Origin of the sequence: Bradyrhizobium sp. USDA 336 (genome assembly GCF_044908355.1) — a bacterium.
Taxonomy (GTDB): domain Bacteria; phylum Pseudomonadota; class Alphaproteobacteria; order Rhizobiales; family Xanthobacteraceae; genus Bradyrhizobium; species Bradyrhizobium yuanmingense.
The window spans coordinates 570,057-596,390 of sequence record NZ_JBIYDC010000002.1 but is presented as its reverse complement, the minus strand read 5'-3'; the positions used below and the strand labels follow the sequence as shown (position 1 = coordinate 596,390).

26 protein-coding genes are annotated in these 26,334 nt (G+C 64.1%); 15 read left to right on the top strand and 11 right to left on the bottom strand.

The annotated features are described in order from the left end of the window. Positions 1 to 140: 140 nt before the first annotated feature. The gene (locus ABIA45_RS03570; protein WP_271544905.1) at positions 141 to 2,048 is read right to left on the bottom strand and encodes an acyl-CoA synthetase; all 1,908 of its coding nucleotides are present in this window, start codon (positions 2,046 to 2,048) and stop codon (positions 141 to 143) included. A gap of 226 nt (positions 2,049 to 2,274) precedes the next feature. Between ABIA45_RS03570 and ABIA45_RS03565 the strand changes: the two genes are divergently transcribed. From ABIA45_RS03565 to ABIA45_RS03535, 7 genes are all read left to right on the top strand, one after another. Next, a complete protein-coding gene (locus ABIA45_RS03565) occupies positions 2,275 to 3,354 on the top strand; it encodes a SecDF P1 head subdomain-containing protein (protein WP_404539910.1) in 1,080 nt (359 codons plus the stop codon). 228 nt (positions 3,355 to 3,582) lie between these two features. Beyond that, entirely contained in the window at positions 3,583 to 4,389 is an 807-nt protein-coding gene (locus ABIA45_RS03560) for a Crp/Fnr family transcriptional regulator (protein WP_404539907.1), read from the top strand. 137 nt (positions 4,390 to 4,526) lie between these two features. Then, on the top strand, positions 4,527 to 5,324 hold the full coding sequence (gene murI, locus ABIA45_RS03555; RefSeq protein ID WP_404651078.1) for a glutamate racemase: 798 nt from the start codon (positions 4,527 to 4,529) through the stop codon (positions 5,322 to 5,324). Positions 5,325 to 5,384: 60 nt separating this feature from the next. Then, positions 5,385 to 6,158, top strand: a complete 774-nt coding sequence (locus tag ABIA45_RS03550) for an HpcH/HpaI aldolase/citrate lyase family protein (RefSeq protein ID WP_404651077.1) — start codon at positions 5,385 to 5,387, stop codon at positions 6,156 to 6,158. A 220-nt stretch (positions 6,159 to 6,378) separates the two neighbouring features. Further along, positions 6,379 to 7,146, top strand: a complete 768-nt coding sequence (locus tag ABIA45_RS03545) for an acyltransferase (protein WP_404651076.1) — start codon at positions 6,379 to 6,381, stop codon at positions 7,144 to 7,146. 223 nt (positions 7,147 to 7,369) lie between these two features. Further along, the gene (gene rpsD / locus ABIA45_RS03540) at positions 7,370 to 7,987 is read left to right on the top strand and encodes a 30S ribosomal protein S4 (protein WP_036012915.1); all 618 of its coding nucleotides are present in this window, start codon (positions 7,370 to 7,372) and stop codon (positions 7,985 to 7,987) included. Positions 7,988 to 8,074: 87 nt separating this feature from the next. Continuing rightward, positions 8,075 to 9,142: a threonine aldolase family protein gene (locus ABIA45_RS03535; RefSeq protein ID WP_404651075.1), complete on the top strand. Its 1,068-nt coding sequence runs from the start codon at positions 8,075 to 8,077 to the stop codon at positions 9,140 to 9,142. 112 nt (positions 9,143 to 9,254) lie between these two features. Here the strand turns inward: ABIA45_RS03535 and ABIA45_RS03530 are convergent, their stop codons facing one another. From ABIA45_RS03530 to grxD, 4 genes are read right to left on the bottom strand one after another with little or no spacing between them, the layout of a single operon-like run. After that, positions 9,255 to 10,514 (bottom strand): serine hydrolase domain-containing protein, encoded by a 1,260-nt coding sequence (locus ABIA45_RS03530; RefSeq protein ID WP_404651074.1) that lies wholly within the window; start codon positions 10,512 to 10,514, stop codon positions 9,255 to 9,257. 1 nt (position 10,515) lies between these two features. Continuing rightward, the gene (locus tag ABIA45_RS03525; RefSeq protein ID WP_404651073.1) at positions 10,516 to 11,802 is read right to left on the bottom strand and encodes a serine hydrolase domain-containing protein; all 1,287 of its coding nucleotides are present in this window, start codon (positions 11,800 to 11,802) and stop codon (positions 10,516 to 10,518) included. 43 nt (positions 11,803 to 11,845) lie between these two features. Next, positions 11,846 to 12,400 carry an O-acetyl-ADP-ribose deacetylase gene (locus ABIA45_RS03520; protein ID WP_275502210.1) on the bottom strand — a complete coding sequence of 185 codons (555 nt, stop codon included), beginning with the start codon at positions 12,398 to 12,400 and terminating at the stop codon, positions 11,846 to 11,848. Positions 12,401 to 12,403: 3 nt separating this feature from the next. Next, a complete protein-coding gene (grxD, locus tag ABIA45_RS03515) occupies positions 12,404 to 12,730 on the bottom strand; it encodes a Grx4 family monothiol glutaredoxin (protein ID WP_018647423.1) in 327 nt (108 codons plus the stop codon). Positions 12,731 to 12,969: 239 nt separating this feature from the next. On the opposite strand from grxD, the gene egtB reads away from it, so the two are divergent. Beyond that, positions 12,970 to 14,265: an ergothioneine biosynthesis protein EgtB gene (gene egtB, locus ABIA45_RS03510; protein WP_404651072.1), complete on the top strand. Its 1,296-nt coding sequence runs from the start codon at positions 12,970 to 12,972 to the stop codon at positions 14,263 to 14,265. Between the two features lie 48 nt (positions 14,266 to 14,313). After that, complete coding sequence (gene egtD / locus ABIA45_RS03505; RefSeq protein ID WP_198399607.1) at positions 14,314 to 15,285, top strand: L-histidine N(alpha)-methyltransferase; 972 nt, start codon at positions 14,314 to 14,316, stop codon at positions 15,283 to 15,285. 409 nt (positions 15,286 to 15,694) lie between these two features. Here egtD and ABIA45_RS03500 read toward each other — a convergent pair whose 3' ends face one another. Then, positions 15,695 to 16,870: a low temperature requirement protein A gene (locus ABIA45_RS03500; protein WP_404655606.1), complete on the bottom strand. Its 1,176-nt coding sequence runs from the start codon at positions 16,868 to 16,870 to the stop codon at positions 15,695 to 15,697. 41 nt (positions 16,871 to 16,911) lie between these two features. Further along, positions 16,912 to 17,148 (bottom strand): BolA family protein, encoded by a 237-nt coding sequence (locus ABIA45_RS03495; protein ID WP_036012929.1) that lies wholly within the window; start codon positions 17,146 to 17,148, stop codon positions 16,912 to 16,914. 197 nt (positions 17,149 to 17,345) lie between these two features. On the opposite strand from ABIA45_RS03495, the gene ABIA45_RS03490 reads away from it, so the two are divergent. After that, positions 17,346 to 17,705: a DUF427 domain-containing protein gene (locus ABIA45_RS03490; RefSeq protein ID WP_036043505.1), complete on the top strand. Its 360-nt coding sequence runs from the start codon at positions 17,346 to 17,348 to the stop codon at positions 17,703 to 17,705. A gap of 105 nt (positions 17,706 to 17,810) precedes the next feature. Here ABIA45_RS03490 and ABIA45_RS03485 read toward each other — a convergent pair whose 3' ends face one another. Then, positions 17,811 to 17,984, bottom strand: coding sequence for a DUF1328 domain-containing protein (locus tag ABIA45_RS03485; protein WP_007602280.1), 174 nt, complete (start codon positions 17,982 to 17,984; stop codon positions 17,811 to 17,813). A 276-nt stretch (positions 17,985 to 18,260) separates the two neighbouring features. On the opposite strand from ABIA45_RS03485, the gene ABIA45_RS03480 reads away from it, so the two are divergent. Further along, complete coding sequence (locus ABIA45_RS03480; protein ID WP_157280742.1) at positions 18,261 to 19,448, top strand: acyltransferase; 1,188 nt, start codon at positions 18,261 to 18,263, stop codon at positions 19,446 to 19,448. Between the two features lie 126 nt (positions 19,449 to 19,574). On the opposite strand, the gene purL is transcribed toward ABIA45_RS03480, so the two are convergent. Continuing rightward, positions 19,575 to 21,785 carry a phosphoribosylformylglycinamidine synthase subunit PurL gene (purL, locus tag ABIA45_RS03475; RefSeq protein WP_271544953.1) on the bottom strand — a complete coding sequence of 737 codons (2,211 nt, stop codon included), beginning with the start codon at positions 21,783 to 21,785 and terminating at the stop codon, positions 19,575 to 19,577. A 186-nt stretch (positions 21,786 to 21,971) separates the two neighbouring features. Between purL and ABIA45_RS03470 the strand changes: the two genes are divergently transcribed. From ABIA45_RS03470 to ABIA45_RS03460, 3 genes are all read left to right on the top strand, one after another. Further along, entirely contained in the window at positions 21,972 to 22,451 is a 480-nt protein-coding gene (locus ABIA45_RS03470) for a PaaI family thioesterase (RefSeq protein ID WP_025037294.1), read from the top strand. 76 nt (positions 22,452 to 22,527) lie between these two features. After that, the gene (locus tag ABIA45_RS03465; RefSeq protein WP_404651071.1) at positions 22,528 to 23,511 is read left to right on the top strand and encodes a DMT family transporter; all 984 of its coding nucleotides are present in this window, start codon (positions 22,528 to 22,530) and stop codon (positions 23,509 to 23,511) included. A gap of 117 nt (positions 23,512 to 23,628) precedes the next feature. Next, a complete protein-coding gene (locus ABIA45_RS03460; RefSeq protein WP_404539887.1) occupies positions 23,629 to 24,297 on the top strand; it encodes a CPBP family intramembrane glutamic endopeptidase in 669 nt (222 codons plus the stop codon). 8 nt (positions 24,298 to 24,305) lie between these two features. Here ABIA45_RS03460 and ABIA45_RS03455 read toward each other — a convergent pair whose 3' ends face one another. Together ABIA45_RS03455 and ABIA45_RS03450 are read right to left on the bottom strand one after the other, a co-directional pair. Beyond that, the gene (locus ABIA45_RS03455) at positions 24,306 to 25,049 is read right to left on the bottom strand and encodes a tetratricopeptide repeat protein (protein ID WP_404539884.1); all 744 of its coding nucleotides are present in this window, start codon (positions 25,047 to 25,049) and stop codon (positions 24,306 to 24,308) included. 133 nt (positions 25,050 to 25,182) lie between these two features. Continuing rightward, positions 25,183 to 25,788, bottom strand: coding sequence for a TetR/AcrR family transcriptional regulator (locus tag ABIA45_RS03450; protein WP_128264536.1), 606 nt, complete (start codon positions 25,786 to 25,788; stop codon positions 25,183 to 25,185). A 132-nt stretch (positions 25,789 to 25,920) separates the two neighbouring features. Between ABIA45_RS03450 and ABIA45_RS03445 the strand changes: the two genes are divergently transcribed. Then, positions 25,921 to 26,319, top strand: a complete 399-nt coding sequence (locus tag ABIA45_RS03445; RefSeq protein WP_404539881.1) for a RidA family protein — start codon at positions 25,921 to 25,923, stop codon at positions 26,317 to 26,319. The last annotated feature ends 15 nt before the right edge of the window (positions 26,320 to 26,334 follow it).

The following is a 26,334-nucleotide window of genomic DNA, read 5'->3' as shown; positions in this document are numbered from 1 at the left end:
ATTCGGAGCGTCGACGAAAGCCAAATTTTTCTATGTGAGGTCTATCACACAAGCTCCTCGATCGCGACTTATAGCTAATGCAGTCGACCCTCGCCGTGCACGCGCGGCGCGAGCCTGGTCGATCCGACGTGCCATCATACCTATCCCTGCACCACCTCGTGGCGCATCACGAAGGGTGCGAGCAGTGCGTGCACCTCCCCCTTCACCGCTTCGCGCTGGCCTGCCGGCAGGCCCGTCAGCGTTACGGTCGCGATCGAGCCGTGGCTGCCGTGCGGACCGACCTTCACCTTGCAATCAATGCCGCGCTCGACCAGCGGCGCCAGCACCTTTGTGAACACCCGCTCGGCCGCGTCCCAGCGCAGCTGCGGCTTGAACACCTTGCCGACGCCCGTCACCGGCATCGGGTCGATCGGGATGACCTGCACCGGGACGGCGGCGCGCTCCGGCGTGCGCTCGCGCACCCAGGCTTCCAGCTCACCCGGCTCGACCTTTGCGCCGGGCTTCAACTGCACGTAGCCCACCGGCAGTTCGCCGGCGTAAGCGTCGGGCTGGCCGACCACCGCGGCGAAGCCGACGGCGGGATGGCGGAACATGATCTCCTCGATCGGCGCCGGATCGATGTTGTGGCCGCCGCGGATCACGAGATCTTTGGCCCGGCCGGTGATCCACAGATAGCCGTCGGCATCGAGCCGGCCGAGATCGCCGGAATTGACCCAGACCCCGTCGATGAAGGCATTCTTGTTGTGCTCGTCGTTGAGATAGCCGCCGAACACGCCGGGTCCGGCCATGATGACGACGCCGATCTCGTCCGGCTTGCAGTCGCGGATCAGGCGGCCATCGGCGTCGAGCTGCACGATGCGCACCCGCGCATAGGGCATGGGAAGGCCTACCGAGCCGAGCCGGATCGGCCGGCCCGGATAAGCGAGCGTGTGCACGCTCGAGGTCTCGGTCATGCCGTAGACCTCGACCACCGGCAGCTTTAGCTTCTCCTGAATCGCCGAACCGACCGCGACCGGAATCGCCGATCCGCCGCCGGCCGCATATTTCAGGCTCGAGATATCCGCATTCCCCGGCGGCACCGCGAGCGTCGCGGCGAGCACGGTCGGCACGCTCGACAGAGCTTCAGGCTTGAAGCGCGCGACGAGCTGCCAGATGTTCTTCACCGCGTTCGGGTTGCGCCAGCCGCTCGGCGACAGCACGACCAACGAGCCCCCGCCCGACAAAGTCGTCAGCACCTGTGTCAGCGATCCGCCGACGTGAAACAGCGGCATGCCGAACAGCAGGTTGGCGCCGGGCTTGCCCTTCAGCAGCAGATTGAGTGCCCAGGCCTGATAGACCTGATTGGCATGGGTATGCCGCACCAGCTTGGGCGTACCCGTGGTGCCGCCGGTGTGGAAATAGGCGGCGATGTCGCTGCCGCCAATCTTGCGCCCGCTGACCAGCCGATCCGACGGCTGCTGCTTGATCAGGTCGTTGAAGGCGAAGATGCCATTGGCCGGATCGCCGCCGCCGAACACCTGCACGATGGCTTTCAGATGCTTCAGCTGCGGGCGGATCTGCTCGACCTTCTGCCAGATGTCGGTGCCCGGCATCGGCCCGAGCGCCACCAGGATCTTGGTGTTCGCGGCTTCCAAGATTTCGGCGAGCTGGTGCGGCTCGAGCAGCGGATTGACGGGATTGGCGATGCCGGCGGCCTCGGCGCCGAACAGAGTGACGAACGCATCCGGCACCAAGGGCAGCATGAAGCTGATAACGTCGCCCTTCTCGGCGCCGAGCGCGTGAAACATGTTGGCGGCCTGGGTGACGCGCGCGATGAAATCGCGGTGCGTGACCACCAGCGGCGTGTCGGCAGGATCGGCATTTTGCAGGAACTGGATCGCCGCCCCGTCGGGATTGCGCTCGGCACCAAGCCTGATGGCGTCATAGGTGCTCTTGGCCGCGACGCGGTCGGCGTAGGGGACCTGCTCGAATGCCCGGACCTCCTCGTCCGTCAACAGTTCCGGATAGTCGTTGCCGATCAACCGATCGAGCGCGTGGATGCCCGCCATGAATTCCGTCCTCCCTCAGATGCATGTCCCCGCCGCCGTATCTTTTGACAGTTTGGTTCGGCGAGGCCTCGGCCGTGTTCGGCCGAGCCGGACCAGAATGATGGATGATTTGCCGTTCGTCCATTGCTTACCGGCTGCGCCGCTTGAACCTGTGCGGCTGATCGGGGGACCAAGTACTGGCACTGAATTCGCTCGCCAGCGCCCTGCCGCAAGACTTGAGGTCATCATGACGACGCCCCTGCGGAACCGGATCACACGGCTGGTCGCTGCGTTCACAATGGTATCCGCGATCGCCCTGCCCGGTGCCTCGCTTGCCGACGGCCAGCTCGACAAGGTGCGGGTCAAGGTCGCGGCCTTCATCGCCGACAAGATGGAGAAGCTGGGCGGATCGCGGATCGTCTACAGGGTGGACACCGATGCCTTGCGGGAGGCGGTCGTCACGGATTTGCGCGACGACGTCTACAAGATCCTGCGCGAGGGCCGCATCGCGTTCTCCGGACTTGCGATCCGCGACGGCGGCGTCGACGTGAAGATCGCTGACGGCAAAGGCCGCGAACAGCTCACGCGCAAGCTCGTCGCGGCGGCGGAGGGGCTGCCCACACAAGCGCTCAACGTCACCGACGCCGGCGACGGGCTGCTCAAGCTCGCGCCGACCGATGCCGCATCAGCCGCGCGGCTGCGCGATCTCGTCGAAGATTCCATCGCCATGATCGAGCAGCGCCTCAAGGACGCCGGCGTCAAGCTCGCCAGCGTCCAGCCCGAGGGGATAGACCGTATCCGCATCTTCCTGCCCGGCGTGATGGAGCCCGAGCAAATCACCGCGATCTTCGCCCGGAAGGTCAAGGTCGGCTTTCGCCTGATCGACCTCTCGATGTCCGCGCAGCAGGCGCAATCGGGCACGCCACCGGCGGGCACGGAAGTCCTGCTCGGCTTCAAGGACAAGCTTCCTTATCTCGTCGCCAAGGACAGCGCGCTCGAGGGCGGCGATATCAGCTATGCCGGGCCGGGATTGACCGGCGAGAGCAAGGAGCCGATCGCATCGTTCCGCTTCAACGGCCGCGGCACGCGGCGCTTTGCCCATATCACGGCAGAGAACGTCGGAAAGCCCTTTGCCATCGTGCTCGACGACAAGGTGATCTCAGCGCCCGTGATCCGCGAGCCGATCACCGGCGGCTCCGGCCAGATTTCCGGCAATTTCACCCTGGAAGAGGCCAACAGCGTCGCCATGCTGCTGCGCGCCGGCTCGCTGCCGGGGCGGCTCGGCCTGGTCGAACAGCAGGTCGTGCAGCCCGCCACCAAGCCGTAAGCGAAGGTCGCTTCGGCCCGTCCGCGACGCTCAAGCCCGCAGGGATGGCCCGAATCACGGCTGCCCGCGGCCGGACGCGCAACCAACGGGCAATTGCCGAAACGCCCGATCAGGCTAAAATTTGCCCCTTGCGGCACGATGGCCGGAAGCGTCATTCAAGCGGTCGTCATTCGAATTCGGCTATACGGGTGCCGACCAGGACTGAATGCCTTACGTGGGGTTAGTACCATGCCGTCCGGCAGCGCAGACGTTTCGTCGATCCTCGACCGCATCCTCGAAGCGGCCACGGACAACCTCAGGATCGCGAAAATCCTGGTCCAGATGGGCCTCGATCCCGACAGCGTCACCTACGAGGCGATCTTCAACCGGCTCCTGGAGATCTTCGTCCACAACATCACACTCGCCAATCTGTTCGCCGTGGTCGGGGCGGTCTTCTTCGTCGCCACACTCCTGATGCGGACGATGGTCCCTCTGCGCGTGGCCAACATGATCGGCTGCGCGTTCTTTGCTCTCTTCGGCGCGCTCTCCGCCAACGTCGCGACGTTCCTGCTCTATCTCCTGATGCTTCCGATCAACGCCCTGCGCCTGCGGCAGATGCTCAAGCTGGTCAAGAAGGCGCGGCATGCGACCGAAGGCGACATGTCGATCGAATGGCTCAAGCCATTCATGACCGAGCGCAGATACCGGCGCGGCGACATCCTCTTCAAGATGCGTGACCCAGCCAACGAAATGTTCCTCACCGTCACCGGCAAGTTCCTGGTCAAGGAGATCAACGTCGAGATCGGGCCCGGAGCGCTGATGGGCGAACTCGGCTTCCTCACGCCGGACAACCGGCGCACGGGGACGGTCGAATGCATCGAGGACGGCCAGGTGCTGACCATCACCTATGACCGGCTGCTCGAGATCTACTTCCAGGATCCGCAATTCGGCTATTACTTCCTGGTGCTGACCAGCCAGCGCCTGTTGCAAAACATCGACCGCCTGCAGAAGCAGCTGGCAACCGAGCGCGGGACCACCACCAACAGGATCGCGTGAGCGCCGCGCGGCCGATGTGACGCCGGGGATGACGACGCAGCGCGTCCGTGACACGAGACGCCCCCCGGGTCTTTGCGGGATCGCCGCAAAATCGCCCTAAAAACCGAATGGTAACCATGCCGGGCTAGGGTGGCGACGTGACCAATTCTCCGACGATCCTGGTGTTCGATTCCGGCCTTGGCGGGCTCACGGTGCTCCGAGAGGTCGTGGCGGGGCGGCCCGACGCGCATTACGTCTACGTCGCCGACGACGCCTTCTTCCCCTATGGCCACCACAGCGAGGACGAGATCATCGCCCGCGTCGTGCCGCTGATGGGGGAGCTGATCGGCCGGCATAGGCCAGACCTCGTCGTCATCGCCTGCAACACGGCGTCCACCCTGGTCCTGTCTCACTTGCGCGCCGCCTATTCCGTAGCCTTCGTCGGCACGGTGCCGGCGATCAAGCCGGCCTGTGCGCAGTCCAGGACCCGTCGCGTTTCAGTGCTCGGCACCAAGGGCACGGTGAAGCGCGAGTACACCAAGGCGCTGATCCGCGATTTCGCGCAAGGATGCGAGGTGACGCTGGTCGGCTCGCCCGAGCTCGCTTCGCTGGCCGAAGCCGCGCTCGGCGGCATCACGATCAGCGACGAAGCCATCCTCGCCGAGCTGGGTCCCTGCTTCGTGGGCGACGCCTCGGATGCGAGCGCGCGCACCGACACTGTGGTGCTCGCCTGCACGCACTACCCGCTTCTGCTCGACCGGATGAAGAAGCTCGCGCCCTGGCCTGTCGACTGGATTGATCCGGCGCCCGCGATCGCCCGCCGCGTCTCCGACCTGCTCGGCCCGCCGACCGGCGGCATCGCGCAGTCCGGCGCCGAGATGTTCTTTACATCGAACCGAGTGCATGGTCTCAGCGCCACGCTGACGCCGTTCTTCGGCGGACGCGCGGTGGCCTGAGCTTGCGCACTGGCGGCGCGCTGCTAGGCTTTGCCGTCGCCATCGTCCCGCAGGTTTTCCATGTCGGTCCCGACTCCGCCGCTCAACCGTCTCCGTCAGCTCTGGCGCGAGGGTCGCCCCGCCTTCGGTGCGATCGCGACCATCCCGAGCGTGCAGATGGTGCAGATCATGGCGCGCTCGCTCGACTGGATCATCGTCGATCTCGAGCACGGCCCGATCGGATTGACCGAAGCCCACGCGATGATCGCCGCGACCACGGGCACGCCGTGCACGCCTCTGGTGCGGATCGCAGCCAACGAGCCGTGGCTGGCGAAAGCGCCGATGGACATCGGTGCCTTCGGCATCAACTTCCCGATGATCACGAGCCGCGTGGATGCCGAGAAAGCGGTGCGCAGCGTGCGCTACCCGCCGCGCGGCGATCGGCTCTGGGGCCCCTTCCACGCGCCGTTCCGCTGGGGCCAGTCGATGCCTGATTACATGGCCTCTGCCGACGACGAGATGATCTGCATGATCACGATCGAGCACGTCGACGCGGTCGATCGCATCGACGAGATCATGGCAACACCCGGTATCGACGTCGCGGTGATCGGTCCCGGCGATCTCGCCACCTCCATCAACAAGCGCGGCCAGATGGATGATCCGCAATTGCTGGACCTGATCGCGCGCGCCGAGGCCGGCATCCTCAAAAGCGGCGTGCCGATCGGCGGCGTGGCGCGCACCGCCGACCAGGCCAACGCGTTGATCGACCGTGGCTACCGTGCGATCGCGCTGGGCTTCGACTGGTCGCTGTTCCAGCGCGGCATCATGGCGGCCTGCGAGGGAGTCAGGCGCTGAACAAGCCGATTGACGCATGACGACCGGCGCCGCCAGGACCGCCCGCTCAAGATGTAAATAATTGAAAATAGAGTATTTTTTGGTCTAAAGGAGGCTCCTCATTGGCGATCCCTTCTGCGGCGAACCGACTGGTCCCAAGCGGGTTGGTTCGTGCTAGAGCGAGCGGGCGGGCCCCGCTCGCTGCACATATTTTGATCTTTTGATTTGGAACCGGAGGCCTATGCGCGGGACGCCCAAGACCATTTCGCTGCATCGTCGTGTGATCTGCGACCTCATGCACGCCTCGAAGGGCGTACCTTTCGTTTCATTGGCCCGTTCGCTCAATATCCGCCCCCTGCTGGAGGCCCGCGCGGACGCAATTGCGCCCGCCGGCTGGGCCGCGATGTTCGTGAAGGCTTTCGCCCTGGTTGCAAAGGACGAGCCGATCCTGCGCACCCTCTACATCAAATGGCCCTTGCCGGCTCTGTATGAGCTGCCAAAGAGCGTGGCGACGGTCGCGATTGCCCGGATCGAGGATGGCGAGGAATGCGTGCTGCTGCAGCGGATCGCAGGTCCCGAGGCCCTTTCGCTCGCAGCCGTCGATACGGAAATCCGACGCGGCAAGACGGCCCCGGTCGAGGATGTTCCGATGTACCGCAAGATCATGCGGGCGACCCGCCTGCCGCTGCCCTTGCGGCGCCTTTGCTTGGCCGTCGGTCTGAATGTCGGCCGTCAGCGCGGTAACTGGTTCGGCAGCTTTGCTGTAAGCTCGGTGGCTGCCTACGGGGGCGGCGAGCTCCACCCGATCACGCCGGGCCCCTTTGTCTTGAGCTACGGGCTGGTCGAGCCGGACCAGACCATCCATGTCGTGATCCGCTGGGACCACCGTGTCACCGACGCCGCCGCGATCGCGCGAGTCCTGACCCGGCTGGAACAGGTCCTGAACACTGAAATTGCTGCCGAATTGCGGGCGGCGGGGTCAAAGCCGGTCCGGGCGGTCAGGACATAAGAATACCGTCGTCGCAGGTCCCGGAATGACAGGCTAAAGAATTGACAGCCAACCCCAAAGTCCCCTAAAAGCCGCCTGCTCGCGGGCCGGTTTCGGCCCGCGAAGCGTTTCGCGACCCGTGGTCCTCTTCCCTTAAGCTTTGGGGATCGGACCTGTCGGTGCCGGGACCATCCCGTCACACAGGAGGGCGCGTTTCCTCAAACCATGACCTGAAGAGGACGCGATGACTAAGCGCAGTGAGGCGAAGTACAAGATCGATCGCCGTATGGGCCAGAACATCTGGGGCCGCCCGAAGAGCCCCGTCAACCGCCGTGAATACGGCCCCGGCCAGCATGGCCAGCGCCGCAAGGGAAAGCTCTCCGACTTCGGCGTGCAGCTGCGCGCCAAGCAGAAGCTGAAGGGCTATTACGCCAACATCTCCGAGCGTCAGTTCCACGGCATCTATGTCGAGGCCAGCCGCCTCAAGGGTGACACCGGCGAGAACCTGATCGGCCTGCTGGAGCGTCGTCTCGACGCGGTCGTGTACCGCGCCAAGTTCGTCTCCACGATCTTCGCCGCACGCCAGTTCATCAACCACGGCCACATCAAGGTGAACGGTCGCAAGGTCAACATTTCGAGCTATCAGCTCAAGGTCGGCGACGTGGTCGAGGTCAAGGAAGCCTCCAAGCAGCTCGCCCACGTGCTCGAAGCCAGCCAGCTTCCCGAGCGCGAGGTCCCCGACTATCTCGAAGTCGACCACGGCAAGATGACCGCGAAATACGCCCGCATCCCCGGCCTCTCCGACGTGCCGTTCCCGGTGCAGATGGAGCCGCATCTGGTCGTCGAATTCTATTCGCGCTAAGATCTGATTATCGAAAGGCCCCGGTTCGCCGGGGCCTTTTTGCTTAAGAGCCACACTTCAGTGGCCGCACTGCTTAGGAGCCGTCGCATGCTCTACACCCCTCCCCCCGTCGATCCCAAGGCGCCGCCGGTGCGCATCAATCTGCTCTCGGACACGCAGACCAAGCCGACGGCAGGCATGCGCGAGGCGATGGCGCGGGCGGAGGTCGGTGACGAGCAGGTCGGCGATGATCCGACCGTGAACGCGCTGTGCGAACGCGTTGCCGATCTGCTCGGCAAGGAAGCGGCGGTCTACATGCCCTCCGGCACGATGTGCAACGTCACCGCGACGCTGGTGCATTGCCGCCCCGGCGACGAGATCCTCGCCCATGAGACTGCGCATATCATCGCGCGTGAAGGCGGCGCGCATGCCGCGATCGGCGGCTTCCAGGTGACGCAGTTGAAGGGACCCGATGGCCAGTTCACGCCGGAGACTCTTCGCAAGGCGCTGCATCCGCGCACGCGCTACCAGCCGCCGCAGACGGTCGTCAGCGTCGAGCAGACCGCCAATATCGGCGGCGGCACGATCTGGAAGAAGTCGGCGCTCGACGAGATCGTCGTGATCGCCAGGCAGCACGGCCTCGTCACCCATATGGACGGTGCACGCCTACTCAACGCCACAGTTGCGAGCGGCATCTCGCCACGCGACATGACCGCGGGCTGGGACTCGGCCTGGATCGACTTCTCCAAGGGCCTGGGCGCACCGATCGGCGGCGTGCTCGCAGGCTCGCGCGCCTTCATCGACGCGGTCTGGCAGTGGAAGCAGCGGCTCGGCGGCTCGATGCGGCAGGCCGGCATATGCGCAGCAGCCTGCATCTACGCGCTCGACCACCACGTCGAGCGCCTGGCCGACGACCACGCCAATGCGCGCGCGCTCGCCCGCGGACTGTCGCAGATCTCGGGCATCGAGGTGCAGGAGCCCGAGACCAATCTCGTGTTCTTCAAGCCCGACGGCGCCGGCATCCCCGGTGACAAGATGGTCGCCGCTCTCCGTCAGCGCGGCGTGACACTCGCGATGATGGACGGCCGCATTCGCGCCTGCACCCATCTGGACGTCAATGCGAGCCAGATCGAGGAGACGATCGGCTACGTGCGCGAGATCGTGCGCGGGGCGTAAAGCTCAGCCCCGTAGCCCGGATGGAGCGCAGCGAAATCCGGGATCTATCCACGCGGTGAGGACGTCCCGGATTGCGCTTCGCTCCATCCGGCTACGCAAAGGGGGAGAGGTCTCACCGCCCCATCGCCTGATAGATCAGCGTCTTCAGCGCGAGCTGGATCCGGCCGCGCTGCGAGGGGGTCTGCACCATGAAGATTCCGAACAGGTCGTCTTCAGGATCGATGAAGAAGAACGTGCCGCCAACGCCATCCCAGCGATATTCGCCAAGCGGCCACTTCGTGCCCGGCGGCACCGCAGTACGTACGGCGAAGCCGAGGCCGTAGCCGCTGGTCTCACCCGGATAGTAGTGCTTGTCGCGCTCGACGCCGGTTTCGGGACCGATATGGTCCGACGCCATCAAGGCGATGGTTTCCGGCTTCAGGTAGCGTCGACCTTCAAGCGTGCCGCCGTTGAGCAGCATTTGCGAGAAGCGCGCATAGTCGCCGACCGTGCCGACGAGGCCGCCACCGCCCGACTCCCATCGCAGCGGCTTCCTGATATCGCGAACCTGCGTGATCGGGCTGATCGCCCGATCGTGCGGCATCGGCTCGGCGATGCGCGGCCATTTGGCGGGATCGGCGACGTAAAACGCCGTGTCCTTCATCCCGAGCGGGTCGAGCAGCCGCGTCTTCGCGAACTCGAACAGCGATGTCCCCGAGATCACCTCGATGATGCGCCCCAGCACGTCGGTGGAGTGGCCGTAATCCCAGATCGTGCCGGGCTGTTCGGCGAGCGGCAGCGCGGTGATCTTCGCGACGAATTCGGCATTGGTCGAATTCCTGTCGAACAGACCGGCGTCGGCGTAGAGCTTGTTCACCAGGTCCCCGCCATAATAGCCGTAAGGGATCCCGGCGGTATGCCGCATCAAATCCTCGATCGTCACCGGGCGTTTGAGCGGCTCCAGCTCCAGCGAGACCTTGTTGTCCTCGGCCTTCTTCTCGACTCCGACCTGCATGCCGGCGAAGGCCGGAATGTATTTCGAGACGGGATCGCTGATCGCAAACTTACCCTCCTCGACCAGCATCATCGCCAGGACCGAGGTGATCGGCTTGGTCATCGAATAAAGGCGGAAGATCGTATCCGCGCTCATCGAAAGTTGGGTCGCGACGTCGCGGACGCCGAAACTCTCGTAATAGACCGGCTTACCGTGTTGCTGGAGCAGCAGAATCGCCCCCGGAAATTTTCCGGTCGCGATTTCGTTCCTGATGTAGTCGGAGACCTTTGCCAGGCCTTCGGGCGTGAAGCCGTGCGCACGGCCCTCTGAGCTCGCCCGCGCACTTACCGCGCCAAACAAAAGAACGAGCGCCGCGAACAGCGCGCGGCGCCCGTTCATGTCACTTCTCCATAGCTTCATAGACCAGCTGCTTCAACGTCCGCTGCACGCGCTGGCGCTCGCTCGGGGTCTGCTCCAGCAGCACGAAGAACATGTCCTGCTTGGGGTCGATCACGAAATAGCAGCCGGAGGCGCCGTCCCACTTGAGTTCGCCGAGGTTGCCGGGCGGCGGCGGCTTGGCGTTGCCGGGATCGGTACGGACCGCAAGCCCAAGGCCGAAGCCAAAGCCATCGCCGGGGAAATAGAAGTAGTCGCGCTCGACGCCGGAGCCGGGGCCGACCTGATCAGTGGTCATCAGCTTGAACGTCTCGGGCTTGAGGATGGTCTTGCCGTCGAGACTGCCGCCATTGAGCAGCATCTGCGAAAAGCGCCTGTAATCCGCCATGGTCGTGACCATGCCGCCGCTGGCGAACTGGATCTTCTTGACGACCGTCGGATCATTGATGCGGCCGACGCGGAAATCGGCATCGTTCGGCACGGGCTGGGCTAGGAGCTTCTGCTTCGCGGGGTCCGTGACCAAGAAGCCGGTATCGACCATGCCGAGAGGATCGAGCAGCTTCTCGCGCATGATGTCGATCAGCGGCTTGCCGGCGGCGATCTCCATCACACGCGCCAGCACGTCGGTCGAGTGGCCGTATTGCCAGAGCGCGCCCGGCTGGTTGTGCAACGGCAGCTTGGCGATGCGTTCGGCGAACTCGGCCAGATCGAAATCGCCGGCATAGATGTTGGCCTCGCGATAGGCTTTGCGGACCAGGCTGTCGCCATAGAAGCCGTAGGTGATGCCCGAGGTGTGCGTCATCAGATCGTGCACGGTCATTGCCCGCTTCGGCGGCACCAGCTCGAGCGCCTTCGTGCCGTCCTCGGCCTTCTTCTCGACACCGACCTTCACATTGGCGAAGGAGGGAATGTATTTCGAGACGGGATCGTCCAGCTTGATCTTGCCTTCCTCGACCAATTGCATCGCGACCACCGCAGTGATCGCCTTGGTCATCGAGAATAGGCGGAAGATGGTCTTGTCCGTGATCGGAGCCTTGCTGACCACGTCCTGCACGCCGAAGACTTCGTGATAGACCGGCTTGCCATGCTGCTGGATCAGCACGTTTGCACCGGCGATCTTGCCGGTCGCGACCTCGTTCTTGAAGAAGTCGGTGATCCTGCCGAGCTTCTCCTGATTGAAATGCGCGCCGGCCGGAATCTCGTAAGTGCCCTCCGCGTGCGCCGGCGACATCGCGGCAAGCGACACCAACGCGCCGCAGGCGAGCGCACGCAGTCCAAATTGTGAAATCATATCCCCTCCCCGGAACATGGCGCCTCGGAGTGTACCGACCAGCTCAATCGGCACAAGGGCCGCCCTGTCGCGCAAGCGCCTCGGCATGGAGCTTTGCGCCCGGTTCAGAGAAGCAGCAGAACACGACGCGAGCGACGGTAGGCGCCAAAGCCAGCCCTTCGATCGTCGTGCGCACGGCGATATCGGCCGCCCGGTCGGCAGGAAAACGGTAGATGCCGGTCGAAATCGCGGGAAATGCCACCGAGGTCAGCTTGTGCTTCCCGCAAAGCTCCATGCACCGCCGATAGCAGGAGGCGAGCAGATCGTCCTCGCCGAGCGTGCCGCCATTCCAGACCGGACCGACGGTGTGGATGACATGCGTGGCCTTGAGGCGATAGCCCCTGGTGATCTTCGCGTCGCCCGTCTTGCAACCGTGGAGCATGCGGCATTCGGCGACGAGCTCGGGCCCGGCTGCCCGGTGGATCGCGCCATCCACGCCGCCCCCACCAAGGAGCGACGTGTTCGCGGCGTTGACGATGGCGTCAACGCCGAGCGTGGTGATATCGGCGACGATGACATCGAGCTCCGCGCCGCCAATCCGGCGCGTCAGCAGGGTCACGTGTCAGGCCGCGACGACGACGCCCTTCTCGGAGAAGAGCTGCTGCAATTCGCCGGCCTGGAACATCTCACGGACGATGTCGCAGCCGCCGATGAATTCGCCCTTCACGTAGAGCTGGGGGATGGTCGGCCAGTTCGAATATTCCTTGATGCCGTTGCGCAGCTCGGCGGATTCGAGAACGTTGAGGCCCTTATAGCCGACACCGATATGGTCGAGGATCTGGACCACTTGGCCGGAGAAACCGCACTGCGGAAATTGCGGCGTCCCCTTCATGAACAGAACCACGTCGTTCGACTTCACTTCATTGTCGATGAATTCCGCGATGCTCATATCCGTGTCCTTCTGGGGCAGAGCCCTCACCAATTGCTTCGGGCCGGCTCAGCCGATTTAACCCGATACCTGCCCATATATGTAGCCCAAACCGTTGTGCATCCAAAGTAAAATGGCGGCGACGGGTCTCCGGCGGCCGGATTGACCCCAGCCGGGTCCATAGGCTGATGACATCAATATCATCGCCGCAGAGGACTTTCATACCGTAACGGAGCCCCTATCTAGGACGAACCCTGTTCATGGAACCGGGTCGTGCGAACAACGTTCTCTTGTCCTGTCTGGAGAAAAACGTGACGAAACAAGCCTCAGCCACGGCCTCCCTGCGTTCGTCACCGTCCTCCCGCGAGGACGACCTCGCCCAGCGGCTGGAAGCGGCGTTCTCGACTGTCCGCAATGAGACCGAACGCCGGGCCGCACCGCTGTCGCCCGAGGACCAGCAGATCCAGTCCATGCCGGATGCCAGCCCGACCAAATGGCACCGGGCCCATACGACCTGGTTCTGGGAGCAATTCCTGCTCGGCGAGCATTCTGCGGGCTACCGGCCCTTCCACCCCGATTTCGCATTCCTGTTCAATTCCTATTACGTCAGCGCCGGCCCGCGACATGCCCGCAATCATCGCGGCGACATCACCCGCCCCAGCGCCGACGAGGTTGGCGCCTATCGCAAATACGTCGATGCGGCCGTCGGCAAATTCTTCCGCGAGGCCGGCGCGGACAAGCTCCGCGCAATCGCCCCGCTGGTCGAAGTCGGGCTCAATCACGAGCAGCAGCATCAGGAGCTGATGCTCACCGACATCCTGCATGCCTTTGCGCAGAACCCGATCTATCCGGCGTATGACCCGGCCTGGCGCTTCCCGGCCGCGACGCGCGGCGGTGATGACTGGCTCGCACTGAACGAAGGCATCCACACCGTCGGCCATGTCGACGACGGCTTTCATTTCGACAACGAGAAGCCGGCGCACCGCGCCCTGGTCGGTCCGGTCAGGATCGCCCGCAATCTGGTCACCAATGCCGAATGGCTCGCCTTCATGCAGGACGGCGGCTACCGGACCGCGACCCTGTGGCTGATGGACGGCTTTGCCGCAGCGAGCAAGGAAGACTGGCAAGCCCCCGGCTATTGGCGCGAGGTCGACGGCGCATGGCAGGTCATGACGCTCGCCGGCCTCAAGCCGGTCGATCCGGACGCGCCGGTCTGTCACGTCAGCTATTACGAGGCGGATGCGTTCGCGCGCTGGTCCGGCAAACACCTGCCGACCGAGATGGAATGGGAGGTCGCGGCGCGCGCTGGCCAGCTCAACGACGCCTTCGGCCTCGTCTGGCAATGGACCCGCAGCTCGTACGCGCCCTACCCCGGCTACCGAGCCGTCGAGGGCGCGCTCGGCGAGTACAACGGCAAGTTCATGGTCAACCAGCTGGTGCTGCGCGGCTCCTCGCTTGCAACTCCGCAAGGCCACAGCCGTACCACCTATCGCAACTTCTTCTATCCGCACCACCGCTGGCAGTTCACCGGGCTGCGGCTTGCCGATTACGACTAAGTATTCCGACGACAGATGCGCGCCGGACAGCGCGTTCAGGAGAGTACCATGAATGTGCACGCCAGCGCTTTGGCCGAGGCCCATCTTCCCGACGAGCAGACCACCGCTTTCGCCCGTGAGGCCATCGAGGACCTCTCGCAGCACCCGAAAAAGCTGTCGCCGAAATATTTCTATGACGCGACCGGATCGGAGCTGTTCGAGGCGATCACGAAGCTGCCGGAATATTATCCGACGCGCACCGAGCTATCGATCCTGAAGCAGCGCGGCAGCGAGATCGCGAAGATCATCCCGGAGCACGCCGCGCTGGTCGAGTTCGGCGCCGGCGCGACCACGAAGGTGCGCCTGCTGCTCGATCATTGCAAATTCGCGGCCTATGTGCCCGTCGATATCTCCGGCGACTTCCTGAAGGCACAGGCGAGCGGCCTGAAGCGGGATTTCCCGGCGCTCGGCATCTATCCGGTCGCGGCCGACTTCACCACGCCGTTCGAGCTGCCGACGGCGGTCGCCTCCATGCCGAAGGTCGGCTTCTTCCCCGGCTCGACCATTGGCAATTTCGAGCCGCAGGAAGCGCAGGCCTTCCTGAAAAGCGCGCGCAAGATCCTCGGCAAGGGCGCGCAGATGATCATCGGCGCCGATCTCGAGAAGGACGAGCGGATCCTCTTCGACGCCTATAACGATGCAGCAGGCGTCACCGCGCGCTTCAACCTCAATGTGCTGGTGCGCATCAACCGCGAGCTCGGCGGCAATTTCGACCTGTCCGCCTTCACCCATCGCGCGGTCTACAACCGCGAGCGGCACCGCATCGAGATGCACCTGATCAGCAGGAAGAGCCAGACCGTGCGCTTGCTCGGCACCAGCTTCTCGTTCCGCCCGGGCGAGAGCATCCACACCGAGAACAGCTACAAATACAGCATCGCGCGTTTTGCCGCGCTGGCCCAGAGCGCGGGCTGGCGCGTGCGCGAGAGCTGGACGGATGCGGCGAAGATGTTCTCGGTGCACGCGCTGGAGGTCGCGGAGTAAATCGGCAGTCGTCGTTTGGCCGGTCTCATTCGAGCGGACACGATTCTACCGACACAAGCCGTTGGTTCCGGATCACGGCACGGAAGCTGTGGGTGCTAGCCTTGCCGCATGACCAGGAGAAATGCTCACCATCTCGCTGGAGTGGCTCGCCGAGCCAGAACACCACCTTTGAGACGTGGTCGCCTGGCTTGACACGATCGAGCCACTGCGGCGGATAGGCCCAATGCCCGCAATCGCCCTGCCAGTAGCACGCAGGCATGATGCAGCGTCCGGCGGCTGGAGCAGGCTTTCCTCCCATGGCACGGCAGGCGGACGGGATTTGGCCAAGCGCCCAGCCCTGTGTCGCTTCCTCGACGACAAGTATCGCAGCCAGGGCCGCGCCGACGATGAGGAGGTGTCTCATACCCGCCTATTGCTCGGTCCCCAGCGACACCGATTCCCACACCGCCACCAGGATCAGGATCATCGTCGTCGCGACCGAGAGCCAGAGCGGCGACACGTCCGAGGCGAACCAGCTCAGCGCCAGCAGCAGCAAGATGCCGATGCCGTGCGAGAGCTGGAGGAAGCCGCGGATCGCAAGCTTGAACAGGATTGTGCCGATCAGAAAAATCAAGGGCCCACCGATCGTGCTCACGATCGTGCGCATGTCTGAATGACCGGTCGGATGCTTCAGCACCAATTCGTCCGACACCGCGGTCAGGATGATGCCGGCAACGATCGGCAGGTGCAGATAGGTGTAGGCGAGCCTTGCCAGGCGCCCGGATTCGGCCGACTTCGAGATCCACTCGGCGCCGGCTTCCGCGCCCTTGTGGAAATAGACCCACCACATTGCGATGGCACCGACCAGGGCCGAGACGAAGGCCAGGATGTTGGCCGCGGTCCATTCCAGCGCGGCGAAGGTCGCGCCGTTGACGATGACGGCCTCGCCGAGCGCAATGATGACGAAGAGAGCGCAGCGCTCGGCCATGTGGCCGCCCTCGACGGCCCAGGCCTCGACAGAGGAGAAGCCGAGCCCGGGCACCCAGAAGCGGGCCGCGGGCGAGATGTATTCGATCGCAAGCGCGGCGATCCAGAACCACAGCCGGGCTTCGTGATGGGCGAGGCCACCGAGGATCCAGAAGACGGCGGAGACGGAGAGCCAGACCAGAATTCGAATCGCGTTGTGCCGCACCGCGGTCCGGTGCGGTGGCGTTGCGAACAGCCAGAATGCGGTACGTCCGACCTGCATGGCCGCGTAGGCGATGGCGAACCACAGGCCACGCCCCTCGAACGCGGTCGGGATCGAGGTCGACAGCACGAGGCCGCCCAGCATCATCGCAAACAGCAGCAGGCGGACCGGCGTCAGCTCGGGATTGAGCCAGTTGGTGACCCACGCGGTGAAGACCCAGACCCACCACACTGCCAGGAACAGCACCGCGACATGCACCGCGCCGACCAGCGTGAAATGATGCAGCAGGGCGTGCGAGACTTGCGTGACGGCAAAGACGAAGACGAGATCGAAGAACAGCTCGGCATAGGTCACGCGGCTGTGCCGGTTCGGCGTGATGACGCGGAACATCGCACCGTGCGGATTGTCCGCAACCATCATCGTCCCCCGTGGCGCTGGTCAGGTCAGGTGCAGCTTCGTCAGTTACCTGGCACGCCGGTTTGCAGCGCCAGCGCGTGCAGCACGCCGCCCATCTGGCCGCGCAGGGACTGGTAGACGATCTGGTGCTGCTGGACGCGCGATTTGCCACGGAAGGATTCCGAGATCACGGTCGCGGCATAGTGGTCGCCGTCGCCGGCGAGGTCACGGATGGTCACCTCGGCATCGGGGATCGCTGCCTTGATCATCGCCTCGATATCGTGGGCGTCCATGGGCATTCGGGTCTTGCTCCTTATCTCGGCTGCAAAGCAGCCTCATCATCGAATCGCTGCCGGGGGTCCCCTCACCGGCAAGGTCAAACTTAGCGTGAACGGCCTTCTACGTCACGCTTTCCGGCACTATATCCCTGATCCCATCAGGACATAGGCACGACAAAGTGCCGCGCGCGGCAGATTGATCGAAAAGGCGTGAAATCATGAAGCTTCCAGGGCCCGACCACCCGATCACGATCACCCCAAATCCCCGGCGCGTCCGCGTCACGGCGGGCGACATCGTGATCGCCGAGACCAGCAAGGCGCTGACCTTGAAGGAGGCCAGATATCCGGCAGTGCAATATGTACCGCGGGAGGACGCCAACATGGCCCTGTTGGAGCGTACCGACCGTGTCACCCATTGCCCCTACAAGGGGGACGCGAACTATTACAGCGTGAAGGCCGACGGCAAGACGCTGGACAACGCGATCTGGACCTACGAGACACCCTTCCCAGCGATGACGGAGATTTCAGGCCATCTCGCGTTCTATCCGGACAAGGTGAAGATCGAGGAAGTGGGATAAGCGCCGCGCCCCCCAATCGTCATGCCCGGGCAGCCACCATCTGTCCGCGGTAGGCGTGGATGGCCGGGTCGAGCCCGGCCATGACGGCGAAGAGGGCTCAATCAGCTACGCCCTGAAGATCGTGAGTCCCAATATCAGCAGCACCAGGAAGATCGCGACGAAGACGTAGAACAGGAAGCGGGCAATATCGGCCGAGGCGGCCGAGATGCCGGTGAAGCCGAGCACGCCGGCCACGATCGAGACAAGGAGGAAGATCAGCGCCCATTTCAGGATCGTCATCGCCAGCTCCGAACTGCCGCGTCTCACGGCCTACGCTGTTTTCGGCGAACGCTAACATCGCTGCGAGGAACTGGTTCCTAGAGCATGATCCGGAAAAGTGCGTAGCGGTTTTCCGAAAAGATCATGCTCAAACAATAACCTAAAGCGCGATGACGATTCATCCTGATCGCATCGCGCTTTAGAGGTGGTCGGGGGCGACCTGCCGAACAAACTGCCCTTGCTGAATCGAGTTCCCGGCGGCAGAGTCCAGCCGAGGTTAGGATCGGGGCGGCCACGATGACGATGTCACATTCAGCGACGATCGGCGCGGAGGTGCATGCCGCGCCCCAGAGCAAGGTGCGCAACTTGGCGATCGATCGCGCCCGCACCTTCCTCACTCTGGTGGTGCTGCTGCATCACGCGGTGATCCCCTATACCTATTTCGGTCATACCGATCCGAGTTATTTCTTCGGCTTCGACATGATCGTGCTCGCCACCGACAGTTTCTTCATGGCGATGTTCTTCTTCCTGTCGGGACTGTTCGCCTGGTCCGGCATCGCCCGGAAGGGAGTGCGGAGCTATTTGGCAGATCGCCTGCTTCGGCTTGGCCTACCCTTCGCGATCTGCGCCTTTACGGTCATTCCACTCGCCTACTACGCGATCTCCCTGCGGCACCATCCCGAGATCGGTTTTGCGGAATTCTGGTGGAATATGGTCACGAAGGGCCCGTGGCCGAGCGGACCGATTTGGTTCCTGTGGGTCTTGTTCGCCTTCGACCTGGTTGCCTGCCTTTTGTACCGGCTGTCACCCAACCTGCTCGATCCGATCAATCGCCTCTCTCTACACGGTCGCCGCCGGCCCGCGGTGTTCTTCGCGGTCATGCTGGCCGTCACCGCCGCGTTCTACATTCCCGGGCTGGTTCACTACGGACACAGCAGCTGGTTCGAGTTCGGGCCGTTCTCGGTCCAGCACGGGCGCGTGATGCTGTACGCGACCTATTTCTTTTTCGGTGCCGGCATCGGCGTTGCGCAAATGGATCGTGGGCTGCTCTCTGTCGACGGCCGCATGGCAAAGGTCAGCTGGGACTGGATGGTCCTCGCGATCGTTCCGTATTGCCTGTTGTGGGGGCTGATCTTCATCAAGCGCGAAATACTGGGCAACCCGTCGCCGCTGCCGGACTGGTATGAAGCGCTCTATGCCATCTGCTTCACCGTCTTCAGCGTGGCCATCATGTTTCTGATCCTGGCCCTTTTCCAGAGGTTCAAGCAATCAGGCTCAGCCAGGTTGCTCGATCCAATGCAGGGCGACGCGTTCGGCATGTTCCTGGTGCATTATCCGATCGCATTGTGGCTGCAATACTGGCTGTTCGACTATGACCTGCCGGCGATCGTCAAGGCCACGATCGGGTTTGTGCTGACTGTCGCGGCGAGCTGGGCGCTGACGCGCGCGTTGCGGCAGATCCCGGGCGCGTCACGCGTGTTGTGAGGCGCGGTCTCTCAGTCCGTAGCCCTGATGTAGCGCAGCGCAATCCGGGACCTTGCCACAAGTGATAGCGGTCCCGGATTACGCTTACGCTCCATCCGGGCTACAGATCTGATTTGCGGCAGCGCCTTACGCCGCCTTCCCGCCCATATATTCCGGCAGCCAGCGCTCGAACGAGGTCCGCAGCGTGTCGATCGCAACCGGCGCTTCGCCGGCGATCGCGATGGCATCGCCGCCGGTGGTGCCGATGCGCACGCAAGGCACCTCGCAGCCGCGCATCTTGGCGAGCACGCGGCCGGCTTCGGTTTCCGGCACGGTGACGAGATAGCGCGCCTGGTCCTCGCCGAACCAATAGGCCTGCGGCACCAGCGCAGTCGGCGCCGCCAGCAGCTTGGCGCCGATGCCGCCCGCCATCGCCATCTCGGCCAGCGCGATCAGGAGGCCGCCGTCCGACAAATCATGCACCGCAGTCGCGGTGCCCGCATGGATCATGCCGCGCACGCAATCGCCATTCCGCTTCTCGGCGGCGAGATCGACCGGTGGCGGCGCCCCCTCCTCGCGGCCGCAGATGTCGCGCAGATAGACGGACTGGCCGAGCCAGCCATGGGTCTCGCCGATCAGGAGGATGGCCTCGCCCTCGGCCTTGAAGGCGAGCGACGCCGACTTGGTGAAATCATCGAGCAGGCCGACGCCGCCGATCGAGGGCGTCGGGAGGATCGCACGGCCGTTGGTCTCGTTGTAGAGCGAGACGTTGCCGGACACGACCGGGAAGTCCAGCGTGCGGCAGGCTTCCGAAATGCCCTTCAGGCAGCCGACGAACTGGCCCATGATCTCGGGCCGCTCAGGGTTGCCGAAGTTGAGATTGTCGGTGATCGCGAGCGGCTTGCCGCCGACGGCGGTGATGTTGCGCCAGGCTTCCGCGACCGCCTGCATCCCACCTTGATAAGGATCGGCCTCGCAATAGCGCGGCGTGACGTCGACGGTGAGCGCGAGGCCCTTCGGCCCGTCCTGCACGCGCACCACGGCCGCATCGCCGCCGGGACGCTGCATGGTGTTGCCGAGGATGACGTGATCGTACTGCTCCCAGACCCAGCGCTTAGAGCACATGTCCGGCGTGCCGATCAGCTTCTCCAGCGCAGCTCCAAGGCCCATGGGTGCCGGCACGTCGCGGGCATGCACGACCGGCAGCGCTGTGGACGGGACGTGCGGGCGGTCATAGACCGGCGCCTCGTCGCCAAGCTCCTTGATCGGCAAATCGGCCATGACATCGCCGCCATGCTTGACCACGAAGCGCTTGCTCGGCGTGGTGTAGCCGACCACGGCGAAGTCGAGGCCCCACTTCTTGAAGATCGCCTCGGCTTCCTTCTCCTTCTCGGGCTTGAGCACCATGAGCATGCGCTCCTGGCTCTCCGAGAGCATCATCTCGTAGGCGCTCATGCCGGTCTCGCGGGTCGGCACCGCATCGAGGTCGAGGTCGACGCCGAGATCGCCCTTGGCGCCCATCTCCACCGCCGAGCAGGTCAGGCCCGCCGCGCCCATGTCCTGGATCGCGATGACGCAGCCCTTTTCCATGATCTCGAGGCAGGCCTCTAACAGCAGCTTCTCGGCGAAGGGATCGCCGACCTGCACGGTCGGGCGCTTCTCCTCGGACTTGTCGTCGAACTCGGCCGAAGCCATCGAGGCGCCGTGGATGCCGTCGCGGCCGGTCTTGGAGCCGAGATAGACGATCGGCATGTTCACGCCGGAGGCCGCCGCATAGAAGATCTTGTCAGAATCGGCGAGGCCCACCGCCATGGCATTGACGAGGATGTTGCCGTCGTAGCGGGTGTGGAAGCGTACCTGGCCGCCCACCGTCGGAACGCCGAAGGAATTGCCGTAGCCGCCGACGCCCGCCACCACGCCGGAGACGAGATGCCGCGTCTTCGGGTGCTCGGGCGCACCGAAGCTCAGCGCATTGAGGCAGGCGATCGGGCGCGCGCCCATGGTGAAGACGTCGCGCAGGATGCCGCCGACGCCGGTGGTCGCGCCCTGATACGGCTCGATATAGCTCGGATGGTTGTGGCTCTCCATCTTGAAGACCACAGCCTGGCCGTCGCCGATGTCGATCACGCCGGCGTTCTCGCCGGGGCCCTGGATCACCCAGGGCGCCTTGGTCGGCAGGCCACGCAGATGGATGCGCGAGGATTTGTACGAGCAATGCTCGTTCCACATCGCCGAGAAGATGCCGAGCTCGGTGAAGGTCGGCTCCCGCCCGATCAGCTTCAGGATGCGCTCATACTCGTCGGGCTTGAGCCCGTGGGCGGCAACCAGTTCGGGGGTGATCTTGGGTTCATTCTTCATGGATTCGAGGCTTTCGGCGGCGGTTTGGCCGTTCTTAGGAACATCGGACGGCTTCGAAAAGCCCTTTATGGCGCATTTTCCCGCTGTCCCACGTTTTGCGCCGGCAGGGCCGGCGGGAACGGGAATTGCGCGGCGCGGTCGGATCGGATTTAAGGTCTAAAGACCCGCAATTGAAGGCCTATTTCCTTGCACGAATTGACCAAAGCGCCCCCGCCGCGCCGCCCCGACCTCCATGTCGCCACCGAGGGCGAATTTGTGGGCTGGCGGACCTGGATTCGCGACAGTTTTGAGTCCCATGTCGGCCCCTTCTGGCACCGGATCGAGGCGGACGGCAGCGTCCGCAGCGCCTTCCGCGTCGAGAAGAAGCACCTCAACGGCTCCGGCAACGTCCATGGCGGCTGCTACATGGCCTTTGCCGACTATTCGCTGTTTGCGATCGCCACCCACGTCCTGGACAGCCGGGCGGTGACGACCAATTTCGCCTGTGAATTCCTCGATGCGGCACGCGAGGGCGAGCTGATCGAATGCACCGGCGAGGTGACCCGCGCCGGCGGCTCGCTGATCTTCCTGCGCGGCAAGATGATGTCCGGCGAGCGCCTGCTGCTCACCTTTTCCGGCACGATCAAGCGGATGAAGCGGAAGGCACTCCCTCAGCCAAACGCATAGCTCGACGCCTTCCCTTTTCGCGCCCCCTCGCCCAGACTTCCCACCAAGCGCTTTCGCGCCGGGGAGCAAGAACAAGGTGCCGCAGAGCACATCCGAGGCGGGTCGCGCGAGGCCGGCCGCATCATCGCCGTTGCCGTCCATCGCCACCGGCGCACGCAACTGGCGCGATTATGCGCTGCTGCTGGCGCTCGCCTGCTGCTGGAGCTCCACCTATCCGCTGACCAAGCTGGCGCTTCCCACGATCCCACCCATCACCTTCATCTCGGCGCGCTCGCTGATCGCCGCCGCCTTCCTGTTCGCGATCCTGTGGATGCGCGGCACCAGGATCCCCACCGACGCAAAAGCCTGGAAGCTGTTCGCGACCCAGCAACTGATCAACTCGACCTTCCCGTTCCTGATCATCACCTGGTCGCAGCAATATGTGCCGGCCTCGAACACGGTTGTGCTGGCCTCGACCACGCCGATCTTCGCCTTCCTGATCACCTCGCTGATCACGCGGCACGAGCCAGCGACACTGCTCAAGCTCACTGTTGCGATTTTGGGACTCGCCGGCACCGTCGCTATCGTCGGGCTCGATGCGCTGCGCGGCTTCGGTAGCGAGATCGTGGCGGAGATCGCGATCCTGCTCGCCACCATCTCCTTTGCCTGCGCGACGATCTTCGGCCTCCGCCTGTCCGAATACGATCCGATGGTGGTGGCAGCCGGCTCGCTGCTGTTCGGCGGCCTCGTGCTGCTGCCGCCCTCACTACTGATCGACCAGCCCTGGACACTGCAGCCCACGCCGACCGCGATCATCGCCACCATCGTCATGGGCATCGTCTCCAGCGCCCTCGGCCTGATGTTGTTCTATGTCTGCCTCGGCCGCCTCGGCACGCTGACGACGAACGCCCAAGGCTATTTGCGCATCCCGATCGGCGTCGGCCTCTCGGTGCTGCTGCTCGGCGAGAGCGTGCCGTCGAACCTCGCACTGGGGTTATTGCTGGTGATGGCCGGTGTTGCGGCGATGACGGTGCCGGCGGAGGTGTATAAGCGGTGGTCGGGGCGGGTGCGCGGGCTCTGAGCGCTAACGCAACGAGGCGCACGGAGGCACAGTCACAACCTGATTGACACATGTTGGACGAATGTGAGGTAGTCGCGCGCAAGCCTGTCGTGACGCATCCCTCCCTCAAGGCCCAGCATGGAAAGTCGTTCTCCGGCCGCCATTGGTGATTCAAAAACCGATCGCGTGCCCAGCGTCTGGTGGTTCGCACTCGCGCTTGTCCCGCACTTTGCATCCCAGCTCATGCGACTGCATCAGCACACTGCAGCGGGTTGGCTTGTCTGGGACTACGCCGGCCGGATCGCCGCTCTGGCCATTCTTGCGGTGATTCCAGCAGCACGGACCGTTGCCTATCGACGCGAGCAACGCCGAATTTCCTTTCTCGAGATCGGCGTCTGGATCGCAGGAATTGCGCTGCTGGACCGCTTCGGTCAGTGGCCGCAGCATCTCATCAATGCAGCACTTCCGGCTACCGTCATTGGCAAGTATCCGCAGCCGACCGGCTGGCTTAATGTCTTCGATCTCGTCGTTGGCCTCGCGCTGGTCGCGGCCAGCGAAGAGATCATCTTCAGGCGATTGCTTCGGAACGCATCGCAGCCTTACGTGGGTGATGGAGTCGTCGCCATCCTCATCACGTCGCTCGTCTTCGGCGCCTATCATTGGTGGGCCGGGATCGGAAACATCCTGCTCTCTGCAACAATCGGCATCCTTTTCATGGTGATGTACCGGCGCTCAGGCGCGCTTTGGCCGGTTATGCTCGTGCACTACCTGGTTGACCTGATCGCCTTCTCTGGAGTTTGGCGTTGAGGTAGCGATCAGCGTGACGCCGACAATTGCTTCTCGGCGATGTTGAGCCACTCCGCCTGCGCCTTGCGTAGATATTTCGGCGCGCGCCGCATCTGGATCAGGAGCTCGTTGAAGACCATGCGCGCCTCTGCGGTGCGGCCGACCGTTTGCAGCAGCATGCCGTAGCGCACCCGCGCCTCGGCGCCGGGGAAGTAACCGGCGAGCGCGTGATATTCCTCCAGCGCCTCGTCGACACGTCCGACCTCGGCGAGCGCGCGGGCATAGAGCAGATGCGCGTCGGCGGAATCGAAATCGGGCCATTGCTTCTGCAGATCGTCCAGCGTCGCCAGCGCATCGGCTGGGCGGCTGGCGGCAAATTGCGCCTGCGCCCTGCGCAGCGCGTAGGCAGGATCGTGGCCCATCGGCAGCTTCAGGATGTGATCATAGTGCGCTTCAGCTTCGCCGAACCGGCCGATATTCGCGCACTCTTCCGCCAGCGCCGCGCGGTTGGCGATGGTGTCGGTGCCGGCGAGTTGGTCGGACAGCTCGCGATAGCGCTTCTCGGGATCGAGGCGATTGGCGACACGCTGGCGCGCCTGCCGGGCACCGGGGCTGGAAAACCATTCGGGAATGAGCTCGACCGCGATATAGGCGATCGCGCCCATCATCGGCACCAGCAGGATGATGAAGGCCCAGGGCCGCAACCGTCCGGTTCGCGAGGCGTGATAGATCAACGTGATGTCGAGCAGCAGAACGACCAAAGCAACAGGCATGTGACATCCGGACAGCCGGCCTCCTGATATCGCAATCGAACCAATAAAACAACTTTGAGTTGCCTCGACCGGCAAAAATCAGCGAACCCGGACGCGCGCCGTAATGGTGACGAGGAGTCAGTCGCCGCAAAACCTATGCAGGTTCACGCGCCTCGCGTAGCAATCCACTCGCCAGCGCTCGAAACGCGTCGACGGCCTTGCTCAGCACATTCTTGGGATCGTCGGCTGCCGCGACCCACAAGGCGGCGCTGAGCGCAGCCCCGTTCAGCAACCGCCCCGCCGCTTCGACATCGACCGGCTTCACGATTCCCTCCTCGATCAGCGCACGGATCGTTCGCATGGTGATATCGAGACAGGCGTTCTCGCCGGGCCATTTGGAGGGATCGCCGAGCACCGCAGGTCCATCCAGAAGCATGATGCGCTGAATCTCGGGTTCGAGCGCCATCTCGATATAGGCGCTTCCCTCCGCGAGCAGGCCCAGCCACGGGCTGGGCGCTTGCTCCCGGACGATGCGGAGCCGCTCCGCCATTTCACCGTCGATCTGCTCGACAACGGCCCAGAGCAGCCCCTTCTTGTCTTCGAAGTTGTGATACAGCGCGCCCCGCGTCAGACCGACGGCCGCAGTGAGTTCGTCCATCGACGCGTCTGCATAGCCCTGCGTGGCAAATGCCGCGCGTGCGGCGCGGATGAGCCTGGCCCGATTTTCCGCCATGGCCGCTGCGCGCTTTCCCTTTGCCATGCTCCCTGGCCCCTCTTGACATACGCCTCGTATGTAAATTATCACATACGAACCGTATATGAAATGGGCTTGAAACGCCACCCGTGGAACGCCCCGTTCCACCCGCTCCCGATCCGATGAAAGGTTCCTGACATGGCCCAGCGAGAGGCAATCTTCCCCGCGAACCGCCACGCGCTCTATCAACAGCATCGCTACTCCGCAGCGATCCGCTCCGGTGACCTGCTGTTCGTGTCGGGGCAGGTCGGCAGCCGCGAGGACGGCTCACCCGAGCCGGTATTCGAGGACCAGGTCCGGCGCGCATTCGCCAATTTGCGTGCCGTGCTCGCCGCTGGTGGATGCACGTTGGACGATGTTGTCGATGTCACCACGTTCCACACCGATCCGGCGAGCCAGATCGAGACGGTGATGGCCGTTCGCGCCGAGGAGATCGGCGGACCGCCCTATCCGAACTGGACGGCCGTCGGCGTGAACTGGCTTGCCGGCTTCGACTTCGAGATCAAGGTCATCGCCCGCATTCCTGTGCTCCAGTAAGCCTTCCGGGCGGCC

What these genes read in the sequence shown, in the direction of transcription:
- ABIA45_RS03495 (WP_036012929.1), bottom strand. Translation starts at nt 17,148, where the DNA reads ATGCCCATGGACGCCCACGATATCGAGGCGATGATCAAGGCAGCGATC.
- ABIA45_RS03565 (WP_404539910.1), top strand. Translation starts at nt 2,275, where the DNA reads ATGACGACGCCCCTGCGGAACCGGATCACACGGCTGGTCGCTGCGTTC.
- ABIA45_RS03460 (WP_404539887.1), top strand. Translation starts at nt 23,629, where the DNA reads ATGGAAAGTCGTTCTCCGGCCGCCATTGGTGATTCAAAAACCGATCGC.
- grxD (WP_018647423.1), bottom strand. Translation starts at nt 12,730, where the DNA reads ATGAGCATCGCGGAATTCATCGACAATGAAGTGAAGTCGAACGACGTG.
- ABIA45_RS03500 (WP_404655606.1), bottom strand. Translation starts at nt 16,870, where the DNA reads ATGGTTGCGGACAATCCGCACGGTGCGATGTTCCGCGTCATCACGCCG.
- ABIA45_RS03570 (WP_271544905.1), bottom strand. Translation starts at nt 2,048, where the DNA reads ATGGCGGGCATCCACGCGCTCGATCGGTTGATCGGCAACGACTATCCG.
- rpsD (WP_036012915.1), top strand. Translation starts at nt 7,370, where the DNA reads ATGACTAAGCGCAGTGAGGCGAAGTACAAGATCGATCGCCGTATGGGC.
- ABIA45_RS03445 (WP_404539881.1), top strand. Translation starts at nt 25,921, where the DNA reads ATGGCCCAGCGAGAGGCAATCTTCCCCGCGAACCGCCACGCGCTCTAT.
- ABIA45_RS03525 (WP_404651073.1), bottom strand. Translation starts at nt 11,802, where the DNA reads ATGATTTCACAATTTGGACTGCGTGCGCTCGCCTGCGGCGCGTTGGTG.
- ABIA45_RS03545 (WP_404651076.1), top strand. Translation starts at nt 6,379, where the DNA reads ATGCGCGGGACGCCCAAGACCATTTCGCTGCATCGTCGTGTGATCTGC.
- ABIA45_RS03530 (WP_404651074.1), bottom strand. Translation starts at nt 10,514, where the DNA reads ATGAACGGGCGCCGCGCGCTGTTCGCGGCGCTCGTTCTTTTGTTTGGC.
- purL (WP_271544953.1), bottom strand. Translation starts at nt 21,785, where the DNA reads ATGAAGAATGAACCCAAGATCACCCCCGAACTGGTTGCCGCCCACGGG.
- ABIA45_RS03455 (WP_404539884.1), bottom strand. Translation starts at nt 25,049, where the DNA reads ATGCCTGTTGCTTTGGTCGTTCTGCTGCTCGACATCACGTTGATCTAT.
- ABIA45_RS03485 (WP_007602280.1), bottom strand. Translation starts at nt 17,984, where the DNA reads ATGACGATCCTGAAATGGGCGCTGATCTTCCTCCTTGTCTCGATCGTG.
- egtB (WP_404651072.1), top strand. Translation starts at nt 12,970, where the DNA reads ATGGAACCGGGTCGTGCGAACAACGTTCTCTTGTCCTGTCTGGAGAAA.
- ABIA45_RS03560 (WP_404539907.1), top strand. Translation starts at nt 3,583, where the DNA reads ATGCCGTCCGGCAGCGCAGACGTTTCGTCGATCCTCGACCGCATCCTC.
- ABIA45_RS03550 (WP_404651077.1), top strand. Translation starts at nt 5,385, where the DNA reads ATGTCGGTCCCGACTCCGCCGCTCAACCGTCTCCGTCAGCTCTGGCGC.
- ABIA45_RS03450 (WP_128264536.1), bottom strand. Translation starts at nt 25,788, where the DNA reads ATGGCAAAGGGAAAGCGCGCAGCGGCCATGGCGGAAAATCGGGCCAGG.
- egtD (WP_198399607.1), top strand. Translation starts at nt 14,314, where the DNA reads ATGAATGTGCACGCCAGCGCTTTGGCCGAGGCCCATCTTCCCGACGAG.
- ABIA45_RS03535 (WP_404651075.1), top strand. Translation starts at nt 8,075, where the DNA reads ATGCTCTACACCCCTCCCCCCGTCGATCCCAAGGCGCCGCCGGTGCGC.
- ABIA45_RS03480 (WP_157280742.1), top strand. Translation starts at nt 18,261, where the DNA reads ATGACGATGTCACATTCAGCGACGATCGGCGCGGAGGTGCATGCCGCG.
- ABIA45_RS03490 (WP_036043505.1), top strand. Translation starts at nt 17,346, where the DNA reads ATGAAGCTTCCAGGGCCCGACCACCCGATCACGATCACCCCAAATCCC.